This is a genomic window from Nocardia sp. NBC_01009, assembly GCF_045208035.1.
GTDB lineage: Bacteria > Actinomycetota > Actinomycetes > Mycobacteriales > Mycobacteriaceae > Nocardia.
The window spans coordinates 1,511,401-1,531,442 of record NZ_CP108695.1; the positions used below are offsets into that span (position 1 = coordinate 1,511,401).

Sequence of the window (20,042 nt, forward strand, 5' to 3'; positions counted from 1 at the left end):
CCGACAACACGGCTCGAGAAATAGCCCGATCATGACTCGTCCAACCGCTGCTGCGTCGTGGGGTGCGCAATGTCGATCGCCGACAACGTTCGAAAGCCGACGGTGCTTATCCTCGGCGCCGGCTTCGGCGGGCTGGAGCTCGCCGCTTGCCTGTCGGAGTCACTGCCCGAGGCGGACGTAGAACTCATCGACCACAACGATGGGTTCACGTTCGGTTTCGCCAAACTGGACATTCTTTTTCGCGGTCGGACACCGGAATCCGTCCGCATCCGCTACGCCGATCTCGCCTGTCCCGGCGTCGAGTTCCGACAGGAAACGGTGACGTCGATCGACCCGCAGAACCGCCGTGTCGTCACCGATGCCGCCAACTATGAACCGGACTTCCTCGTTGTCGCGTTGGGCGCCGATTACGACCCGGCCGCCACCCCGGGGTTCGTCGAGGACGGCCACGAGTACTACTCGATCCAAGGAGCTTGCCGACTCCGCGATCGACTGGCCCTTTTCGACGGCGGAACCATTCTGACCGCGGTGTTGAGGGTGCCGTTCCAGTGCCCGCCCGCACCCTACGAGGGCGCGATGCTCTTGCATGAGCTGCTGACGCGGCGTGGCGTTCGCGACCGCACCCGCATGCACATGCTTACCCCCATGGACTCACCGATTCCCGTCTCCGCGGACACCTCTGCCGCGCTCGTCGAGGCGCTCGCCCGACGGGGGATCGACTACTCCCCGGGAATGCGGGTCCATGCGCTCGATCCGAAGAACCATGTTGCGGCCACCGACGCCGGTGACCTCGCCTACGACCTGTTCATCGGCATCCCGACGCACTGTGTTTCGCCCGTGGTCGAGGCATCCGGGCTGACTGTCGGCGGCGCCGACGGCTGGATCCACGTCGACCCGCGCACGCTCGCCACCCGGTATCCGGGCGTCTACGCGATCGGTGACTGCGCGGACGCGCCGGTCCCACGAGCCGGTGTGTTCGCCGAGAATGCCGCCCGCACGGTGGCAGCGCACATCGGTGCACGGTTGCACGGCACGCCCGATCCCGAGAAGTATCTCGGCCGAGGCTCCTGCTACATCGAATTCGGGGACGGCCTCGTCGGCAAGGTCGACGCCGACTTCCTTTCCGGGCCACGCCGATCGCACCGTTCGACCGCCCTCGGCCGAACTCGCGATCGAGAAAGCCGAATTCGCCACCACGCGGATTCGGCGCTGGTTCACTTCGTGAGCCGAATGGCTCTGACGGGCAACTCGAGCCGCCCACCGGAGACCTCGCCCGGAAACACCCCCACACAGAACAGTCCCCGGTAGTCTCCATCGAATCCATGAACTTCAGCCGTCGCTCGAAGCTCCGGTATTCGATTGGCTTGCCGGGGGCCTGGCCAGATCCTGGAAAAAGGGTCAACGCCTACGACAGACGTCTCTGCCGACAGTGCGGCTCTCTCCGGTGTTCCGGTGTAATGATTAGTCTCCTCCGGATTTGCTTCTAGTCAATACCCTGTACGCCCTGAATATGGCCATATCGCTCGGCCGAACGATCGGCTCGCGGACGTCTGCCATCGGCGTCGGCGATCACTTGCAGCGCTGGGCGCTGGGCCTGCCGAGCAGCTCGCCGAGATCGCTCTTCGTGCGGGTCAGGAAGTCACCCGCGATAGTGGAGTACGCGTCGAGACCACAGATGGGATCTGTCAGCCGGGAGGGCTGCCGGGAGTCGGGATCTCACAGCGCTTGCTGACGTTGACCCTGCGCCGACTCGAACGCGACGGTCTCGTCGATCGGACGGTGTCGCGACCGTCCCCGCTCAGGTCGGGTACACACTGACAACCACGGGGCACAGCTGACCTTCGTGCTCGGGGCCCGTCGCCGAATGGGCGGCCGAACACCGCAATGACGTGATGGTCTCGGGTACCCGGTGGGACGCCGACCATCCCGAATCGACCGTCCGTCGACGCACCATCGCGATGTCCTCGGTGCGACCGCAAATGAATTCACTGTGCCGGGAACGGGTTTCAGAGCTGACGAAGGGATGATGCGGGGCTCGCGAAGGGCTTTGCGAAGTGCCGACCTGGACGCGATATTTGCGCTTCATTAACGGCCGCACCTCGATTCGATGATCGGCATGGTCGCCGGGCACCAATCGACGGTTGCCAAAATTTCGCTGACGAGTGGGCCTTGGGTCAGGGTGCCTTGTGAATCTGCTGGTACGAACGACGAATTGACTGGGAGCCTCGCTGCATGCGGAATTTCTGTCTCTGTAGCTAACTTTCAGGAACCGGTCCGGATGCATCGGAAGATTGGCAGTTCTTAACGGCAAAAATGATTGCCGGCCTCATAGGCTGGGCTGATGGTGCAGCCGACTCCATGGCAAGCAAACAAGATTCGCTATCGGAAGGTCGATACGCCGAGCACTGTACAACGCATTGTCTCGCAGCGCAGGGAAGAAGTCGCGAAGGTTCTGGCATCGCTTCGAGGGAACTGGGGTTACCTGTGCGCCGCGGTCGGGAGCATCATCACCTTTCGCATGCTGTTCAAGCCGTGGCTCACCGCTTCCGGCACCGACGGCCAGATCAGCGCCGATCCGTTCGGTGGGCTTCAGATATCCACATCACTGGCGAGCCTCTGGTCCGGATCGCCGCCGCCCGCCGCGGATGTCAACGGCACCTGGGGCGTCCTCGCCAGCACGGCCAGCGCCGTCACCGTCTTCGCCGTACTGGTGAACCTTCGGGCACGCACCAAGGTGCTTTCCTATGTCGCGGTGGGTTCTTCGGTAACACTGGCGCTTCTCATAGTCATCGTGGTGGCCCATTTGAACAGCAAGGCGGCCGACGTGAAACGCATGGTCGGATACGGATCCGCCCGGGATGCGGGTACCCAGGTCGGGCTACTGGTTCGCTGGGCTACCGGCAACGGCCAATACCCGGTGCCTGGCATGCGTCAGGTCGCCTATGCCACCGCCAGTCTCACGACCTGGGCATGGCTCGCCGGTGCCATCTCGCTCATCTCGGCCCTGATCGCGATCGCCCAGTGGATTCGAGGGCGGACCACCGGACCAGCCGCCTGATAGTCGCGGCACCGAACCATCGCACGTGCGTGTGGAACCCCCGAACACATTGCCGCACTGCTCAACTCGCCTTCATCCCATCGGATGTTCGGCAACCGCTGGTGTCATGCGACGATGTGGTCGACACCGTTGCGAAGGCGACCGGGCGTCCGGCCCGCACCTTCGAGCAATGGGTTGGCGAGCACGCGGACCGCTTCTAGGACAGCCCTCGGATGCCACGGCTGGTGGACCGTTTATGGGTGAGACCCCGAGATTGAGGGCTAGTCGTCCGGCATCGGGTGCACCAACCAGGGTTGTCCCTTGCCGTTGAAGGTGTTGTTGGACCTGCTCGGCGCATTGAGCAGCGGCTCATCCAAGAGCGGCGGCGCTCCCGCTTCCTGATCGTCGATTCAAGGGCGGACGACGCCAACTCATAGACCGGCCGCTGTCGCGCTTTCGCGCTGTCAGCGGCCGGTTCGATATTGCCGGTGGCGGACCGGGGATTCGAACCTATCCCTCTCGCATGACGCTCGAACTTCTAGCTGAATCCGTTGCGTTTCACGCTGTTTCAGCGCTGCTGAAAATGCGAACGTTAGGCCCGGGTGTTGATACGGTCAACGTCGTCACCGAGTGACTTTGTCCTCGACCGTGGATAAGTCGCACTCGGCTGGGACGGTGGAGAGCGAGACGTCCACCGCCCGATCCGTTGGCGCGCTGCGGAAACTCGGTGCAACCGTTTGGGCCTTGCCCGCGTCCAAGAGAAGTAGGCCATCATTTGGTGGCTGTATCGGGGCGAGTGAGGGCAGGTAGATGTGGAACAGCGATGACGTTGTTGTCAATCCGGACCGGGTACGCGCGCACGCCGGGCAGGTCGAATCGACGCTCGAGAATGTCAGCAAAGCGAAGGAGGCCGCAGACTACCTGGCCAAGGTGGATGACGGTTACGGGTCGTTGGTGGGGTGGCTCGCGGGTTTGATGGTGGATTCGCTGCACGATCGGATCACCTCGAGCCTGAAGCAGATTGTCGAAACGACTGAGACGCTGCCGAAAACGCTGCGTCACTGCGCAGATGTCTTCGACAACCTCGAGGCGAGTCGCAAGGCCGAGATCGAGCGTCAGCAGAGCCAGATCAACTAGAGAGGGGAAGCGCATGGTTTTCAACGACGCCGCGGCGCCGGAAGGCAACGACCTGCTCGACTCGAAAGTCGACGAACGCAACGTATATTTCCAGGACAAGCCCCTGATGCCCACGCTGACCAGCGAGGGCGCCGAACCAGGCCTCCTCAAAGGAACGCCGCTGGGCGATGCGTGGGAAGCCGTCGGCGCGGTCAAGGCGGCCGTCGGCGGCCAGGATACCGGCACGAACCTGTACGGTGCGGCGCTCAAAGCCTCCGCAGCCGCCTCCGGCGTCGTGGACATGCTGGAATTTCGGAAGAATCTTGCGCTTGGCGTCCCGCTGGCGAAGGTGGATCCTTTCAACATCGTGGGCGGTCTGCTGATGGGCTGGATGCTCGAGAATGTCGAACCGCTGCGCAAGGCACTCGACTGGGTCACCGGTAACCCGGACATGGTCAAGGCGTACTCCGAATCCTGGACGAAAATCTCGACAGCGCTGAGCGAGGCCGCGAAAACGTGGAACACGGAACTCGAAAAGGGCGTCAGCGACTGGGCCGGCGCTGCCAGCGACGCCTACAAAGCCAAGGCGGACGCGTTCATGGCCGACATCCAGGCCCAGGCCTCGCTCGCCGACTCGCTGAGCAAAGTGAATGCCGCGCTCGGTAACCTCGTCGAGGGGGTTCGCGGCGTCGTGACCGAAATTCTGAACACCCTGGCCGGGATCCTGGTCGAGGCCGCCGCCATCATCATTGCCTCGGGTGGCACCGCGTCCTTTGCCGCGATCGTCCGCGCGACCACCGGCATCTCGACCGGGGCCATGAGCATATCCAACGCACTGGCCCACCTGGCGACGGAGACGTCGACGATTCTCGGGATGGTGCCGAATGTCATCCAGATCGTGCAGGGCGTGACCCGAGCCGGGATCACGGCGGCGACCGCGTGAGGCTGCTCGGTCGATCGTGACCGCAGGTGATGCCGTGCAGTGCTATTCGGCGTTCGCCTCGCGAATGTGACTGTCGACGAAGGAAAGCGGGTGTTCCGGCGAATAGCCGCCGCGGCGGAACCGATCCACCCCGTCTTCGGTGCCGAGTTCTGATCGCAGCCCGGGATTGCGCAGGTAGAACACGAGCTGGTGGTAGACCCGGGTGGGGTCGGTGCGGAGAGCCTTGTGGGCGATGTCGATGGACCGGTAGCCGGTGTCGGCATCGCCGGTGACAAGGGTGGTGGCGTTGATTCGGCTGGCGAACCTGCTGGTGCCCTCTCGATAGCAGCGGGCGCCGATTGCCGAGATGTCGTGCCAGGCAACGGTGGTGGGGTCGTCGCCGTAATTGATCGTGATGTGACGTGCAGTCAGCAGGATGCCGGTGTTGTCGGCTTTTACTCCGCGTCGATAGATGCCGGCGAAGAGAAGGAGGGCGACCATACCGGGCAGGGCCAGCAGGAAGAAAGCCGCGATTCCGGTCGACAAGTCGTGGTTGAACGATGCGATGAGCTGCCACAGTCCGACCCCGAGCAGGAGTACCCCGACCGCCCCCGTTGCGAAAGTAGCGATTCGGGAAGGGAGCTGCACCGGCAGCACAAGCGCATTGCCGGTGTCGGTGGAGCGGATGTCAGCGGCCGTCGGAGCTTCTCGTGGACAGACCGACCATCCCCAGCCGGCGAACGGGGCGACCCAGACCAAGGACATGAGCAAAGGCGGGACAAGCCCGGGCCACACCGATTCCCGATTTGTCACAATTGCCCATATCCCGGCCAGCACCATCGGGAGGGCGACCAACGCCATCACGAACGGAATTACCGCATATCGGTACGCGCCGAACGCCTTTCGATCCCAGTCCGCCGGCAGCGGCAAGTCGGATGAACTCCGGTATCTACCCACGACAACTCCTCCTGGCAGCGGTTACCCATGGTCTACACCAGCCAGGACTACTTGTTGAAATACTCGTCGTCCTCGTCCGGTTCATCCGGCGTGACGACCTGATCGCGATCGGTGTGGGTCGGTTTACGCCGGGTTCCGGTTGCCTGCCCTGTCTTTGGCGGCCGGAGTGGGTGGGGATCCGGGGGCACGGCCGGGGAGGTCCAGCACCACTACTCCTGCTCCGGGTAGATGGTCCGCCCCTCCTTGATGGTCTCGAGCACCTGGATGTTCTTGATCTCGTCCGGCTCGACTGCGAGCGGATTGCGGCTCAGCACAACGAAGTCGGCCAGCTTACCCACTGTGATCGAGCCTTTGGTCGCCTCTTCGAAGTACTGGTGAGCGGCGTGCAGCGTGGTCGCCTTGATGGCGTCGAGCGCCGAAACCCGCTGATCCTCGCCCAGCACATGTCCGCTGCGGGTGACCCGGGTGACCTGGCTGGCCAGCACCGCTATCGAGCTGGGCAGCGCCACCGGTGCATCATGGTGCGAGGTGTAGCGCAGACCCCGCCGCAATGCGGATGCGGCAGGCGAGATTCGGGCCGCGCGCCGTTCGCCGAGCACAGTTTCCCGGTACCAGTCGCCCCAGTAGAAGGTGTGCATGGAGAAGAACGATGGAATCACGCCCAACTCCTGCATGGCATCGAGCTGATCCTCCCGTGCGGTTTGCGCATGGATCGCCACCGGCCGCGGATCAATGGGCCGATAACGTGTGGTGGCCTGACGCAACGCGGTGATGAACTGGTCAAGAGCGGCATCGCCGTTGACATGCGCCAGGATCTGCCACCCTTTGCTGTATGCGCCGCAAACCGCGTCCAGCACCATGTCGTCCGTCATCGCCGGATACCCCCGGTACTTCGGGTCCTTGCCCTCTGGGGGCGTCAGGTACGGCTGGGTCAGCCAGGCGGTCCGCCCTTGCGGCGACCCGTCGAGCCCCAGCTTCAGCCCGCCGATCCGCAGTCTGTTCGTGTACTGCGGCCCCGGCGCCTCTTCGAGCTTCGCAGCCAGCGAACTGTCCGGGTAGGCGACCACATCAATATCGAACAGGCCATCATCGGCGGCCGCTCGCAGCGCGTCCAGATCCGTCGTCGTCATTACCCGGCCGTCCTGCGCGGTCGTGAATCCGAACGCGGCCATCGCCCGCTGACCGAGCCCGATCAGCCGGCGGCGCTCCTTGTCGTCGAAGTCCTCTGCTGACTTCCCCCACGCCGCAAAGAAGGCAGTCTCCTCCAGTACCCCATTGGGCACCAGGGTTCCGGGCCAGCGCCGGATCACCCCGCCCTCGGGATCTTCGGAGCTCTCGTCATACCCGAGCAGCTCGAGGCCCTTGCTGTTGACGGCCCCCAGATGGCTGGATTGGTGGATCACCAGCACCGGGCGCTCTACCGAAACGGCGTCCAGATCATCACGGGTCGGATGCGCGAGGCCCGCCAATTGGGCATCGTCATAACCGAATCCGATGATCCAAGTCCACGCCTTCCCGGTCTCGGTGTCGGTCCACGCCTTTAGCGCGGCCTGCAGCGCAGCGATGTCGTTGACCTCGCCATCGGGCGCGGGCAGCAGATTCGCCGTGCCTGCCTGGAACCCGGTCAGCGACAGATGGCTGTGTGCGTCGACGAACCCCGGCAGCAGCGTCCGGCCGCGCAGATTCACCAGCCGCGTATCCTCACCGGCCTGCGCCAACACATCGGTCAGGTCCCCGACGGCCGCGATTCGACCACCCTTCACAGCGACCGCCTCCGCGCTGGGTCGGGCGTCGTCGACGGTGACGATATCCCCGCCGAAGTAGATGGTGTCAACTGCCGTGTTGGAAGCGATCTCGGTCATGATTCCTCCGGAGTTGGTCGCGAAGCAATCTCCCAAGTATCGAACGGATTCCCGACGCGCACAGGTCAATTGACGGATCGGTCAGCGGGCCTGCAAGATGCCTGGCCCCTCCAGCTCGACACCACCATCGACGGCCGGGCGGTGAAGATCGCGTCGACGGTCGACGAGCACACCGCCGATCATTTGTCGCACCTGCCGGGAGGGCCGGTCACATTGACGGGACGTCCTGTCGGGCCGCACCGCTGCCGATGATCCCGTGCACAGACCGGTGCCTATTCGTCACCCCTTGCCCGCTGTGACCAGGCCGAACACCGTGTCAGCGGGCGTGTCAGGTCGGCATCAGGTCGGTGTCGACCACGCTGGCGACAGTACTCATGTGAACAGCACAGCAATCGCCACTTCCGGGCTGCGGCAGCCATACGTCCACAAGACGATCCTCGATGGCTTCGATCTGACTATCGGTGCCGGCTCCTACCCGATGCTGCGCACGGAATGGCTCGACCGACTCGCCCGCGTGATGCAGTATCTGCGCGGTGACCACGCCTTCGCCCAGCTGATCCGCTTCGCCTTGGTCGGCGGCTCCAGCAACATTGCCTACGTGCTGCTGTTCATGGCCATGAACGGGTTCGGCCCGTTGGTCGCCAATATCGCCGGCTCGATCGTCAGCACGGTGATCGCGAACGAACTGCACCGGCAGCTCACCTTCCGCGCGGCCGGACGGGTCGGCTGGTTCACCGCACAGTGGGAAGGCGGCGGGCTGGCGCTGATCGGCCTGCTGATCAGCACGGCGGCGCTGGCCGGTCTCGAGTTCTGGGCACCCGGCCTCGGCGAGATCGCACAGGCGGGCGCCGTGATCGCCCTCATGGCGGCGGTCGGCGGTATGCGCTTCCTGGCACTGCGCGGCTTCGTCTTCCGCGAAGGTCTGTAAGACACCTCGAATCAGCCCCGGCGTCAAATCTTCTGGGTGCGTCCTGATCACACGTGCCAGTGAGAACTGCGCCGGCTCGTCACCGAGCATGGCTCCACGCTGACCGATCTGAACGGCATCGGACCGGCCGGCGCGGCCAGGCTACTCGCCGATGTCGGTGACATTTCCGGGATACCTCAGCCCCTTTGACTTGTCACAAATCAACAGGCCAAAGGGGCCGCGGGCCGCAGCCGATATATCTGCCGGTCCATTTCAGGCGGTACCGAGACCTGTTCGACAAAGTGGAACGTCTGTCAATCGGTCGCGGGTTCGTCTGTGGCAGCCTCAGCTGGGTCGAGGACTCGTGGGGGTGCGGTGAGGGCCTGCGTCGCGCCGAGACCCGCGCCGATTCCCGCGCCGATGGCGGCGAGCGGTGCCACCATGAGGGCCGCGCCGTATGTGGCGCCGACGGGCACCGCGGCGAGACCGATCGGTGCGAACGGCAAGCCGATCGCCAGACCGAGTGCACCGCCGAAACCTGCGCCGATCAGTGCGAACGGGCTTGCCATCGCTGCGCCTGCGGCAGCACCGAGCGCCGCGGAGCCTACGGTCTGACTCGCAACACGATCGGAGCGAGTGCGTTCCATACCGACAGAGTCGAAGAACGTTGCGAGATCGGCCTCGGTGACCGCCGCAGCGTCGTTGAGTTGGATGGCGGGCTCCCGTGGCAGCCAATCCGGCGCCTCGACCTGCACGTTGCCGAAACGCAACATGCCCGGCGGCGGCGCGATCGGCGGCACCGGCGCGACCGGGACCGGGCCGTGCAGGAGCTCGACCGGCGACAGATACTCGCTTTTCGGTACCGGCCGCGCCCACTGCAGCGAACTGAGCGTGTGGTCCGGGATTCGCATTCCCCGGTACGGGAGCACATTCGGCGCTTGGGCGGCGGGCCAGTCCGTGGACTGCTCCGTCTGCTCTGCCTGCACGGCAGGGGTCCCCTCGCCTGAATCCGTGTCGTCGGCCACGAAGGCAACGTGGCCGCCGTGCTCGGTCTGGCTCACCGGAACGTACCGGTCGAGCTCGGCGTTCGCGGTACCGCTGCTACCCACCAGAGTGAGAACAACGGGAACCGCTCCCGCCACTACCATCGACCCCACCTTCTGTTGACGCGAACTGACTTTCCTGTGCTTGCCTGTGCCCAATCTATTACCTTTCACAGTGCAGAGACCTTGTCGATTCGCATTCGGATCACGGGGCGTCTTGGATGGTCGAGCATGCCGTGACAGGTTCGAACCAGGGCCATCACCAGGACTTTCCGGGCTGTTGAGCACCCTGGATCGTGCCCCGCATCCGTACCCGCAAAAGTGGGACCGCCTAATACAAATGCCCCTGGCAGCTTTCGAGCTAGTGGTCATGCTCGTGCCTCGCTAGGTCACGGCGCCGAATCCCCTCGGATTCTGGTTTGTGGACCGGAGTGTGGACCCGCGTCCTTCCCGGCGGAGGAGAGGGGATTTGAACCCATCCGTTTCCGCAGGTGAACTCTGCGACCAGTCGGATCTGCTGCGTTTCAGGCTGTTTCGGCGCTACTGACGATGCCCACGTCAGGGCCAGGTGTTGACGTGGTCAACGCCGGTCGCGAGGTATTGCTCAGGTTAGTGGGCCCCCAACGACTTCATAGGCGAGTTCCGTTGGCGGTCAGTGCGACGGCGATGTTGCCGCTGGTCGCATTCGAATATGGGCATACCTGGTGTGCGATGCGGACCAGATCGACGGCCTGGTCGACGTCGGCGATCGACGGTAGGGAGACGTCGAGTTCGGCGCCGAGCCGGAATCGGCCGTCCGCTGCGGGAACCAGCATCACCCTCGCGTCGACTGTCACATCGCTTGCCGCAAGCCCGCGCCGCTCTGCGACCAGCGCCAGTGAGGATGCGAAGCACGCGCCGTAGCCGATGGCGAAGAGTTGCTCCGGGTTGGCGCCGTCGCCGTCGCCGCCCAGCTCCTTCGGTTGCCGCAGATCTAGATCGAGTCGACCGTCTTCGGTGCGGCCGCGGCCGTTCCGCCCGCCCGTCACGTGTGCCTGTGCCGTGTACAGCGCTTTCGTCACTACAACTCCTCAAGTTGACTTCCTGAAAATCGATCTTAAGCTTCAAAAACAAGAAGTCAATTGCGTGGTTGCGTAGCTGCCGGGCAGACAGGAGAGTGCTATGCGCAAGCCAGAGGTCGGCTATCTGCTACCGACTCGCGATGACGTCGCGGTCGGCCGCTACGACCTGCGCGCCCTGATCGAGCAGGCACGCCGCGCGGAATTCCTCGGCTTCGACTCGGTGTGGGCCGGGGACAGCCCAGTGGCTCGCCCGCGCGCGGACCCGCTCCTGCTGCTGTCGGCTATTGCCGCGGTGACCGACCGGATCACCCTGGGCACCGCGGTGCTGCTCCCGGCGCTGCACTCGAGGCAGTCGAAGCGGTGCAGGCGATGTTCGCTGGAACCGTCGCGCAGGCCGCCGACTGGCTCAACTCCTACCTCACGGCTGGTGCTCGCCACTTGGTGATCCGCCTGGCGGTCGAAGACCACCAGGCGGCACTGGTGCGTTCGCCGCAGATGTCCTGCCTCTACTCACGCTCGGAGACCGTCGATGACCCGTTTCGTTCTCGTACATGGCGCCTGGCACGGCCCGTGGGCCTGGGATCGGATAACCCCGCTGCTCCACGAGGCGGCGGCACACACCCATGTCCCCGAACTGACCGCCGCTAGCGGCGCGGATCTATCAACGCACGTCGATCAGGTCCTCGCCGCTCTCGATGGCCTCGTGCATGGTGAGGATGCTCGGCGCGCGGATGATGTAGTACTGGTCGGGCACAGCTACGCCGGTCTTGTCGTGCGACAGGCCGCCGATCTACGTCCGCATCTCGTCGACCACGTGATCCTCGTCGATGGCTGGGCCGGTCCCGATGGGACCGGCATGTTCGACCTTGCGCCACCGGCATTTGTCACCGCCATCCGCACCGCCGCCAGGCCGGGTGGCGACGGGCCGGTCATTCCGCCACCGCCTCCGGCTGCCTTCGGCATCACCGACCCCGTCGACGCGGAGCTGCTGGCCGGCAGTCTGCGACCGCATCCGCTGCGCACCTTCACCGACCGCACCCGTCTGATCGGCGCCGTCGACCGAATCCCTGGCACCGCCATCTACTGCCGCCCGCAGACCTATCCTTTCGACCGACTCGCTGCCGATATCGGCTATGCGGCCGTAGGACTGGATGGACCACACGACGTCATGCTCACCCATCCGGCGCGGCTCGCCCGGTTGCTCATTCAGATTTGTGCAGCACAGAGTTCAAGAAACAAGGGTTGAAAGTCTAGAATTATGTAGTGGAGCAGCGAAGTTACAACCAGTACTGCGCGACCGCACGCACCCTCGACATCGTCGGGGAGCGCTGGACCCTACTGCTGATCCGTGAATTGCTTACCGGCCCCAAACGGTTCAGCGACCTTCAGCGCAGCCTCCGCGGTCTCGGCACCGGACTGCTCTCGACGCGGCTCAAATACCTCGAACAGCAACGGCTCGCCCAGAAGATCACCCTGCCGCCCCCCGCACGCGCACCCGCCTATGAGCTCACCGAGGCCGGTGCTGAGCTCGCCCCCGCAGTGCTGAGTCTGGCCCGTTGGGGCATGAAGTGGGCGATGGCAGACCCCCGCGACGACGAAGTATTCCACCCGGGCTGGGCCGTCCTCGCCCTGCGCGCGTGCTTCGACTCCGACGCCGCGTCCGGCCTGCGGGTGGTTTACGAATTCCGCGTCGGCGACGAGGTCTTCCACGCTCGGATCGACGACGGCACCATCGACACCGTCCACGGTCCGGTTCGGCACCCCGATCTCACCATCACCACCGATGATCGCACCTTCCGCGAAATCGCTGCTGGCCGAACCACTCTCGCAGCCGCCGTCCGGAACGCCACGGCCGTCGCGACCGGTGACCGCGCCGCGCTGCGCGCACTACGCACCGTGTTCAGATTGCCGACTCCTGTTCAGCGCATTGCGGCCGCGCCGAACACCCAGGGGAGCTGATCCCCTATCCCGAGGTTTGTTGACGCGGTCAACACGCCCTCTACCTGCGAAAATGACTGTAAGAGGCTCTGAAAACCGCCCTGAACAGGCCTTATGGTCAACAACGCTGAGCGTTTGCCGGCACGGATAGGTGACGAAAAACGCCTCTGACCAGCCAGTAAAGTCTGGTCAGAGGCGTTTGCCGTGGCGGAGGATAGGGGATTTGAACCCCTGAGGGCGTTAACCCAACCCGCGTTCCAGGCGAGCGCCATAGGCCACTAGGCGAATCCTCCGTGGAGCAGCATAGCGGGTGCCCCCCGTCGGTCGCCAAATGGGCCTGGTGGGGAGCTATTTTCGCAGGCCTGCCATGACCTGGCGGGCCTGCGCCTCGGCGGCGGCGGCGACTGCGGACCGGTCGATCGAGGTCTTCGAGTAGATGCTGATCTCGACCTGGAGCGAGAGGTTGCTGTCCAGCACGCCGATGGTGTAGTCCAGCGAGTTGAAGGATGTGGACGTGTCCTCGCGGTAGGAGAAGTACGCCTCCTCGCCGAGTCCGCTGACTGCGCCGGAGCTCCGTCCGGTGCCCGAGGTACCGGTGTCGATGTCCTTCCAGATGTTGTAATGCGGCGACCCGTACTTGCTCGCGAAGTCCGCGTCCATGGTCAGTGACGCGCTGTTGATGCTGGTGCCTTCGTACTTGGCATCGCAGTTCAGCGAACCGCCGCCGTAGTCGCTGTCGGGCTGGTCCTCGGTGTGCGTGAGTTCCTTCTGGGTGGGCGCCCACCGTGTGAGGACCGATGGCGTGATGAGGCTGCACGAGTCCGTCACCTTGTCCATGGCGTAGTCGCCGGTCCAGGACTTGCTGTCGCCTCCGATGCTCTTCGCCGCGACGACCAGGCCGCCGATCAGGGCGATGACCACGACCAACGCGGCGATGCCGCCGATGATCCACCCCGTGTTGCTCCGCCGCCGCGGTGGCGTGCCGGGGTAGCCGGCGCCGTAGACCGGCGCCTGTGGATAACTGGGCGGCCCAGGGGGCTGGGGAGCGGGCTGTGCGTATTGCGGCTGTGCATAGGGCTGCTGTGGCGACGCGTAGTGCTGCTGCGGTGGCGTGTACGGCTGTTGTGGCGGCTGCTGCGGCGGGTACGGCCCTGGTGGCGGCGCGTAGGGCTGCGGTGGCGGCGTGTAGGCGTCGAACTGTCCTGGTACCCGGACCATCGTCGGGTCGGCGCCCGACGAAGAGCCGGAGCTGTCGCTGGTGGTCGGAGCTTCCCACCACTGGGGTGTCGGCTCCGCGTCGCTGGACGCCGCCGGTGCCGGCACCTCATGGCCGCTGTGCGGCGGATTCTTGTCTGTCACCTGTCGATCCCCTCGTACGGTGGGGAAGCCCCTCCGGTATTGGAAAGATCGTAACCAGTGCTCGCGAGTGTGCGTGGGCCCCGGATGGTGGGGTGTGATCGACGAGCCGCTACACTGGCCAACGGATCCCGCGCGGCGCGCATCCTGTGAACTCCCCCAGGGCCGGAAGGCAGCAAGGGTCAACGGGCTCTGCCGGGTGCGCGGGGTCCCCTTAATTTCAGCGCTCGGCGGGTCGACGATCCCGAGCCGCTTATCCACTCCAATTCGGAGCAACCGCCGGGTAACGTGAACAGCGGTCCGCCGACGGTCATACGGACATCGGCCGGACGTCACCACTCGCCCCTTTTGCTGCTTCGAAAGGCTGCCCAGGATGCCCCGGCAAACGCAGATCGGTTTGATGAGCCACGCGGAGCTCGTGTCGGAACACGAGACCCAACACGCGAATTACGCGAAGCTCGGGACCGAGAAGCTCACGCTGGACCTGACGAGGGGAAAACCCTCGCCGGAACAACTCGACTTGTCCGCGGAGCTGCTTTCCCTGCCCGGTGCCGGCGACTTCCGTGATGGCACCGGCACCGACTGCCGCAACTATGGTGGGCTGCACGGACTCCCGGAGCTGCGCGCCATCTTCGGTGAGCTGCTCGGCATTCCGGTGGACAACCTGATAGCGGGCAACAACGCCAGCCTCGAGCTGATGCACGACGTCATCACCTACGCGATTCTGTACGGCACGCCCGAGTCGAAACAGCGCTGGGCGGCCGAGCCCACGGTGAAGTTCCTGTGTCCGAGCCCCGGCTACGACCGGCACTTCGCGATCACCGAGGCGCTCGGGTTCGAGATGATCCCGGTCCCGATGAACCACAACGGCCCCGATACCCACGCCATCGCAGAGCTTTTGGCGAACGACCCGCAGATCAAGGGTCTGTGGGCGGTGCCGAACTATGCCAACCCGACCGGTGTGGTGTTCTCCGAAGAGGTTGTTCGGGAACTGGTTTCGATGCCCGCCGCCGCGCCGGATTTCCGATTGTTCTGGGACAACGCCTATGCGGTGCATCCACTGACCGACACCGCCGCCCCGGTCATCGACGTACTCGGACTGGCCGCCGCGGCCGGAAACCCCAACCGCCCCATCGTCTTCGCCTCCACCTCCAAGATCACCTTCGCGGGTGCGGGAGTCAGTTTCCTCGGCGCCTCGACGGCGAACCTGGATTGGTACCTCGGGCACGCGTCGAAGAAGAGCATCGGCCCGGACAAGATCAACCAACTGCGGCACCTGCGCTTCTTCAAGGACGCCGACGGTGTGCGTGCCCACATGCAGAAGCACCGCGCCATCCTCGAACCGAAGTTCGCGCTGGTGCTGCGGATTCTCGAGGACCGGCTCGGCGCGTCGAAAGTGGCGTCCTGGACCGAACCCAAGGGCGGCTACTTCATCAGCCTCGATGTGCTCGAAGGCACCGCGGCCAGGGTGATCGCGCTTGCCAAGGACGCCGGGATTGCGCTGACCGCGGCGGGTTCGGCGTTCCCCTACCGGAATGACCCGGAGGACAAGAACATTCGAATCGCGCCGAGCTTCCCGAAGGAAGCCGAACTCGAGAAGGCGATGGACGGCCTCGCGACCTGTGTGCTGCTGGCCGCCACCGAGAAGCTCCTCGGCAGGTAGCCCGCAACGACAGCGGGCGCCCACCGAATCCGGTGGGCGCCCGCTGTCGCGTTCTCGGGGGTCAGAGCGGCTTGTGGGCCAGCACGGCGAACATGGTCACCGACAGATGGATATCGCCGCTCTCGGCGCCCGCCTCGAGGTCGGCGATCAGCTGATCGCGCTGCGCCTCGGTGATGACGCCGCGCGCCACCGCCATTGCCGAGATCCGATTGACCAGCGCACCGGCGCCGACACTGCGGTCCTGTACCAGCGCATGGGATCCGATCTCATCGATGACCAGGCCCGCCTTGGTCAGCAGTCCGGGCAGCAGCCGGCCCGACAGCGGGTTGGTCGTCGCCGAGAGCAGGGTGTCGACGACCTCCCTGACCACCTGACGATTGCCGGGATGCACGATCGCGGTGCCCCAATCGCTGTCCACCACCACAACCCGACCGCCGGGACGTAGCACCCTCGCGATCTCGTTGGCGGCGCGGATCGGCGCGGTCAGATGTTGGAAGACCCGCTCGCACAGTGCCGCATCGAAACTGTCGGCGCCGAAGGGCAGGCCGTAGGCATCGCCGGAATGGAATTTGGCGGTCGACCCGGCCTGGGCCGCGCGGCGTTCGGCGGCAGCGAGCAGGTGCGGGTCGGGTTCGACGCCGATCGCGGTTCCGGTCGGTCCGATCGCGTCCGCGAAGGCGAGCACCTCCGATCCGGAGCCGGAGCCGATGTCGACCGCGCGCTCGCCCGGCTGCAGTGCGAGTGCGTCGTGGGCCCAGGTCCGCAGTCTCCGGATGCCGGGCAGCGCCGCATGTAGATCGCGTACATCGACCAACTGATCCTGACCCGCGCTGTCGAAGCGGTCCGGGCGCAATCCGTGCGAATCCATTGGCCCGATTCCGTCCCTCGGTTCGGCCGTCGTCTGAGGCATGGCCGAGAGCCTACGCGGGGGCTTACCACATCGCACGGCAGGTCTGTGAGGTGCATCACGATCGGGGCGTCCGCCGATCCGGGTGGCCGAGACCACGCGCGGTCGGTTGATGAGATGATCGAGGACGAGTCGATCGTGGCGTCGAAGACCGGGAAAGGAAGTCCGTGACTGTGAAGCTGTGCCTCGCGCAGGACCCGGAGGCGGACGAGTTGTTGTCGGAGAGTTCGTTCGCGCTGCTGGTCGGCATGCTGCTCGATCAACAGTTTCCGCTCGAGCACGCGTTCCGCGGTCCGAAGAAGATCGCCGACCGGATGGGTGGGTTCGACATCCACCGGATCGCCGAGGCCGATTCCGCCGAGTTCGAGGAACTCTGTGCGACGCCGCCGGCGATTCACCGCTACGGCCGGTCGATGGCACGCCGGACCCAGGAGCTCGCCAAGTATGTGCTGGAACACTACGACGGCAACGTCGAGGCGATCTGGACCGCGGGCGACCCGGACGGCAAGGAGGTGCGCAAGCGCCTGAACGCCTTGCCCGGATACGGCGATCAGAAGGCGCGGATCTTCCTCGCCCTGCTCGGCAAACAGCTCGGAGTGCGTCCGAAAGGCTGGGAAGCAGCGGCGGGGGCCTACTCGGAGCAGGGTTCGCGCCGGTCCGCCGCCGACATCGTCGATGCCGATTCGCTATTGGAAGTGCGCGCGTTCAAGAAGCAGGCCAAGGCTGCCGCGAAGGCGAAGTAGTTTCCATTCTGTTCGCTCCAGGTTTGCCTATTTGGAATCTGTCTGCGTTTTTCCCTCGTCCCCTCGTGATTTCTCGTCGATGCTTTCCCCTCGGAAGCTCCACCTGAGATGAGGGATTGCAGTACATGAGGATGAGGAAGCTCGCCGTTGTCGCGGCGCTGGTGACCATCGCGACCGGGGTTGCTTCGGGCACCTCCGGCGCGGCGCCGGCGGCGACCGAACAGACCGGCGACGCAATCAATTTCACCGCCCAGACCACCGAAACGCAGTCGATCGTGACGATCGATGCCGGCTCGCTCGTCGTCGAGGACGACGCACTGAAGATCAAGGCCGCCGACGGCACTGTTGTCGCAGGCGCGCCGCTGAAGTTCCGACTCGACGAGTTCGAGTTCCCGATCGCTACCGAAATCTCCGGCCGTACAGCGACTCTCACTCCGCAGATCGATGCGGCGAAGGCGGTCTACAAGCCGGTTGCCCTGCCGTATGAGGACAAGGCGCCGTGGAAGACCGAGTACGACCGTGAGGTGGCCGCCTGGACCCGGCTGACGAGCACCATCGCGATGGGCGCCACCGTTGGCACCCTGGTCGGCGGGCTCAGCGGCGCGGCCATCGGCTGCGTCCTCGGCGGCATCCTGGGCGGCACGGTCGCCCTCGGCACCATCGTCGGCCTGTTCGGGCCCTTCCTCCCCGCGGCTGCTGTCGGCTGCATCGCGGGTATCGCCCTGGTTGGTGCGGTCGGCACCGTGCTGGGTCAAATCTTCATCACCGCCCCGGTGGCGATCGGTGCGGCGATCCAGTACTTCACCACCGTCAATCAGCCCTTCAACGCAGGGGCTGCCCCGGCCGCACCTGCCGCTCCGGCTCCGGCTCCGGCCAAGTAGGTCGCTGCGCGCAATCGACATCCACGGTCGTCACCGCCGCGGAAACAGGCCCCACCCGGTTCTCGACCGGGCGGGGCCTTTCGCTGTACCGGTCCGACCAGGCGGTTTGTGCGCCTGCATTAGATGCATTGACATTTAATGCGCATGCATCTAAATTTACCGGCGTGACTATGACAGCTACCGCCCCAGGGGCGTTGAACACCGCATCAACCGATCACGTCCCGGGTCGTTGGGGGCCCAAGCTGTGGGCCGTGCTGTTCGTGGCGGGCCTGGCGATGTTCCTCGACGCACTCGACGTTTCGATGGTCGGCGTCGCACTCCCGTCCATCGGATCGGAACTCGGGCTGAACACCGAGAGCCTGCAGTGGATCGTCAACGGCTACATCCTCGGCTACGGCGGTCTGCTGCTGCTGGGTGGCAGGGCCGCCGATTTGCTCGGCCGCCGCCAGGTCTTCCTGACCGCGTTGGTGGTCTTCGGTGTGGCCTCGCTGGCAGGCGGACTCGTCGACGACGGCGCGCTGCTCATCGCGAGTCGCATCGTCAAGGGCGTCGCCGCCGCGTTCACCGCACCGGCTGCCCTGTCGATCATCACCACCACCTTCAAAGAAGGCCATGATCGCAACCGTGCGCTGTCGATCTTCACGGTCTTCGGCGCCACCGGATACGCCTCCGGGCTGATCGTTTCGGGTCTGCTCACCGGCATCGATTGGCGGCTGACCTTCTACGTGCCGGTCGTTGTCGTCGCCGCAGTCGTCGTCACCGCCTACATCGTGGTGCCGCGCAACATCGAAAAGGAAAAGGGCCGCATCGACTTCGCGGGCGCCGCACTGCTGACCGGTGGCATGCTCGCCGCCGTCTACACGATCGTCACCGCACCCGAAAAGGGCCTCACCGCAAGCGTGCTCGCCACCGCCGTCGTCGCCGTCGCGCTGCTCAGCGCGTTCTTCGTGGTGGAGAACAAGGTCGCCCATCCGCTGGTCCGGCTGAGCATCTTCAAGGTCAAGTCGATCGTGCGGGCCAATCTGGCCGCGCTGGCAATCTTCGGTTCCTACATCAGCTTCCAGACGATCGTCTCGCTGTACCTGCAGAACACCCTCGGCTGGGAGCCGCTGAAGATGGCGCTCGCGCTGGCTCCGGCGGGCATCATCGTGGCGATCCTGTCGCCGGTCGCGGGCAAGCTCATCGACCGCTACGGCACGACTCCGATGATTATTGCCTCGATGGCCTCGTTCGTGCTCGGCTACCTCTGGTTCATCGCCTTCGGCGGCAGCGCGGACCCGACCTACGTCGTCGACTACCTGCCCGCCTTCCTGCTGCTCGGCCTCGGCTTTGCGCTCGGCTTCTCCTCGGTCATGGTCCAGGCCACCGAGGGCATCGCCGACCACGAGCAGGGTCTGGCCTCGGGTCTGGTGCAGACCTCTGGTCAGATCGGCGGGGCGGTCGTGCTCGCCGTCGTCACCGGCCTGATCAGCGGTGGCGCTGCAACCAGCATCGCCCAGTACCGGCCCGGCCTGTACCTGGTCACCGTGGTCGCGCTGGTCGGACTCGCTGCCTCGGCCACCGCACTGCTGGCCCGCCGTCAGGTGGTTGCCGAAGCCGCGTAAGGGGAAAGCAAGTCACCCGATGGGGTCGCCGTATCGGCGGCCCCA

The 20,042-nt window shown here is 65.2% G+C and carries 19 protein-coding genes, 1 tRNA gene and 1 other RNA gene; 14 read left to right on the forward strand and 7 right to left on the reverse strand.

Features of this window, described 5'->3' with window-relative positions:
• Positions 1 to 69 precede the first annotated feature (69 nt).
• The 5 genes from OHA42_RS06530 to OHA42_RS06550 all read left to right on the forward strand — a co-directional run bounded on the left by OHA42_RS06530 (position 70) and on the right by OHA42_RS06550 (position 5,096).
• Positions 70 to 1,308, forward strand: a complete 1,239-nt coding sequence (locus OHA42_RS06530) for an NAD(P)/FAD-dependent oxidoreductase (protein WP_406235398.1) — start codon at positions 70 to 72, stop codon at positions 1,306 to 1,308.
• 426 nt (positions 1,309 to 1,734) lie between these two features.
• The gene (locus OHA42_RS06535; protein WP_406239134.1) at positions 1,735 to 1,818 is read left to right on the forward strand and encodes a hypothetical protein; all 84 of its coding nucleotides are present in this window, start codon (positions 1,735 to 1,737) and stop codon (positions 1,816 to 1,818) included.
• Positions 1,819 to 2,341: 523 nt separating this feature from the next.
• Positions 2,342 to 3,058 (forward strand): hypothetical protein, encoded by a 717-nt coding sequence (locus tag OHA42_RS06540; protein WP_406235400.1) that lies wholly within the window; start codon positions 2,342 to 2,344, stop codon positions 3,056 to 3,058.
• Positions 3,059 to 3,847: 789 nt separating this feature from the next.
• Entirely contained in the window at positions 3,848 to 4,174 is a 327-nt protein-coding gene (locus OHA42_RS06545) for a type VII secretion target (RefSeq protein WP_406235402.1), read from the forward strand.
• 13 nt (positions 4,175 to 4,187) lie between these two features.
• On the forward strand, positions 4,188 to 5,096 hold the full coding sequence (locus OHA42_RS06550; protein ID WP_406235404.1) for a WXG100 family type VII secretion target: 909 nt from the start codon (positions 4,188 to 4,190) through the stop codon (positions 5,094 to 5,096).
• Between the two features lie 42 nt (positions 5,097 to 5,138).
• On the opposite strand, the gene OHA42_RS06555 is transcribed toward OHA42_RS06550, so the two are convergent.
• Positions 5,139 to 6,032 carry a hypothetical protein gene (locus OHA42_RS06555; protein ID WP_406235406.1) on the reverse strand — a complete coding sequence of 298 codons (894 nt, stop codon included), beginning with the start codon at positions 6,030 to 6,032 and terminating at the stop codon, positions 5,139 to 5,141.
• A gap of 209 nt (positions 6,033 to 6,241) precedes the next feature.
• Positions 6,242 to 7,894, reverse strand: a complete 1,653-nt coding sequence (locus OHA42_RS06560; RefSeq protein ID WP_406235408.1) for an amidohydrolase — start codon at positions 7,892 to 7,894, stop codon at positions 6,242 to 6,244.
• Between the two features lie 478 nt (positions 7,895 to 8,372).
• Between OHA42_RS06560 and OHA42_RS06565 the strand changes: the two genes are divergently transcribed.
• Positions 8,373 to 8,822, forward strand: a complete 450-nt coding sequence (locus tag OHA42_RS06565; protein WP_406239136.1) for a GtrA family protein — start codon at positions 8,373 to 8,375, stop codon at positions 8,820 to 8,822.
• A gap of 293 nt (positions 8,823 to 9,115) precedes the next feature.
• Here the strand turns inward: OHA42_RS06565 and OHA42_RS06570 are convergent, their stop codons facing one another.
• Together OHA42_RS06570 and OHA42_RS06575 are read right to left on the reverse strand one after the other, a co-directional pair.
• Positions 9,116 to 9,949 carry a hypothetical protein gene (locus OHA42_RS06570; RefSeq protein ID WP_406235409.1) on the reverse strand — a complete coding sequence of 278 codons (834 nt, stop codon included), beginning with the start codon at positions 9,947 to 9,949 and terminating at the stop codon, positions 9,116 to 9,118.
• Positions 9,950 to 10,473: 524 nt separating this feature from the next.
• Positions 10,474 to 10,905: an organic hydroperoxide resistance protein gene (locus tag OHA42_RS06575; protein WP_406235410.1), complete on the reverse strand. Its 432-nt coding sequence runs from the start codon at positions 10,903 to 10,905 to the stop codon at positions 10,474 to 10,476.
• Positions 10,906 to 11,005: 100 nt separating this feature from the next.
• On the opposite strand from OHA42_RS06575, the gene OHA42_RS06580 reads away from it, so the two are divergent.
• The 3 genes from OHA42_RS06580 to OHA42_RS06590 all read left to right on the forward strand — a co-directional run bounded on the left by OHA42_RS06580 (position 11,006) and on the right by OHA42_RS06590 (position 12,864).
• The gene (locus OHA42_RS06580; RefSeq protein WP_406235411.1) at positions 11,006 to 11,350 is read left to right on the forward strand and encodes an LLM class flavin-dependent oxidoreductase; all 345 of its coding nucleotides are present in this window, start codon (positions 11,006 to 11,008) and stop codon (positions 11,348 to 11,350) included.
• Positions 11,351 to 11,434: 84 nt separating this feature from the next.
• Positions 11,435 to 12,151 (forward strand): esterase/lipase family protein, encoded by a 717-nt coding sequence (locus OHA42_RS06585; protein ID WP_406235413.1) that lies wholly within the window; start codon positions 11,435 to 11,437, stop codon positions 12,149 to 12,151.
• 17 nt (positions 12,152 to 12,168) lie between these two features.
• Positions 12,169 to 12,864 (forward strand): winged helix-turn-helix transcriptional regulator, encoded by a 696-nt coding sequence (locus OHA42_RS06590; protein WP_406235414.1) that lies wholly within the window; start codon positions 12,169 to 12,171, stop codon positions 12,862 to 12,864.
• 184 nt (positions 12,865 to 13,048) lie between these two features.
• Here the strand turns inward: OHA42_RS06590 and OHA42_RS06595 are convergent.
• Both OHA42_RS06595 and OHA42_RS06600 read right to left on the reverse strand, forming a co-directional pair.
• Positions 13,049 to 13,136 (reverse strand) — tRNA-Ser (locus OHA42_RS06595).
• A gap of 55 nt (positions 13,137 to 13,191) precedes the next feature.
• Positions 13,192 to 14,202, reverse strand: a complete 1,011-nt coding sequence (locus tag OHA42_RS06600) for a hypothetical protein (protein ID WP_406235415.1) — start codon at positions 14,200 to 14,202, stop codon at positions 13,192 to 13,194.
• Positions 14,203 to 14,322: 120 nt separating this feature from the next.
• Between OHA42_RS06600 and ffs the strand changes: the two genes are divergently transcribed.
• Both ffs and OHA42_RS06610 read left to right on the forward strand, forming a co-directional pair.
• Positions 14,323 to 14,417: signal recognition particle sRNA small type (gene ffs / locus OHA42_RS06605), an RNA gene on the forward strand.
• A 155-nt stretch (positions 14,418 to 14,572) separates the two neighbouring features.
• Positions 14,573 to 15,862: an aminotransferase class I/II-fold pyridoxal phosphate-dependent enzyme gene (locus OHA42_RS06610; RefSeq protein WP_406235417.1), complete on the forward strand. Its 1,290-nt coding sequence runs from the start codon at positions 14,573 to 14,575 to the stop codon at positions 15,860 to 15,862.
• 61 nt (positions 15,863 to 15,923) lie between these two features.
• On the opposite strand, the gene OHA42_RS06615 is transcribed toward OHA42_RS06610, so the two are convergent.
• Positions 15,924 to 16,772 (reverse strand): methyltransferase domain-containing protein, encoded by an 849-nt coding sequence (locus OHA42_RS06615; protein ID WP_406235419.1) that lies wholly within the window; start codon positions 16,770 to 16,772, stop codon positions 15,924 to 15,926.
• Between the two features lie 164 nt (positions 16,773 to 16,936).
• Between OHA42_RS06615 and OHA42_RS06620 the strand changes: the two genes are divergently transcribed.
• The 3 genes from OHA42_RS06620 (at position 16,937) to OHA42_RS06630 (ending at position 19,997) form a co-directional block, all read left to right on the forward strand.
• Positions 16,937 to 17,512, forward strand: coding sequence for an HhH-GPD-type base excision DNA repair protein (locus tag OHA42_RS06620; RefSeq protein ID WP_406235421.1), 576 nt, complete (start codon positions 16,937 to 16,939; stop codon positions 17,510 to 17,512).
• 125 nt (positions 17,513 to 17,637) lie between these two features.
• Positions 17,638 to 18,393: a hypothetical protein gene (locus OHA42_RS06625; RefSeq protein ID WP_406235423.1), complete on the forward strand. Its 756-nt coding sequence runs from the start codon at positions 17,638 to 17,640 to the stop codon at positions 18,391 to 18,393.
• Between the two features lie 170 nt (positions 18,394 to 18,563).
• Positions 18,564 to 19,997, forward strand: coding sequence for an MFS transporter (locus tag OHA42_RS06630; protein ID WP_406239138.1), 1,434 nt, complete (start codon positions 18,564 to 18,566; stop codon positions 19,995 to 19,997).
• Positions 19,998 to 20,042: the final 45 nt, after the last annotated feature.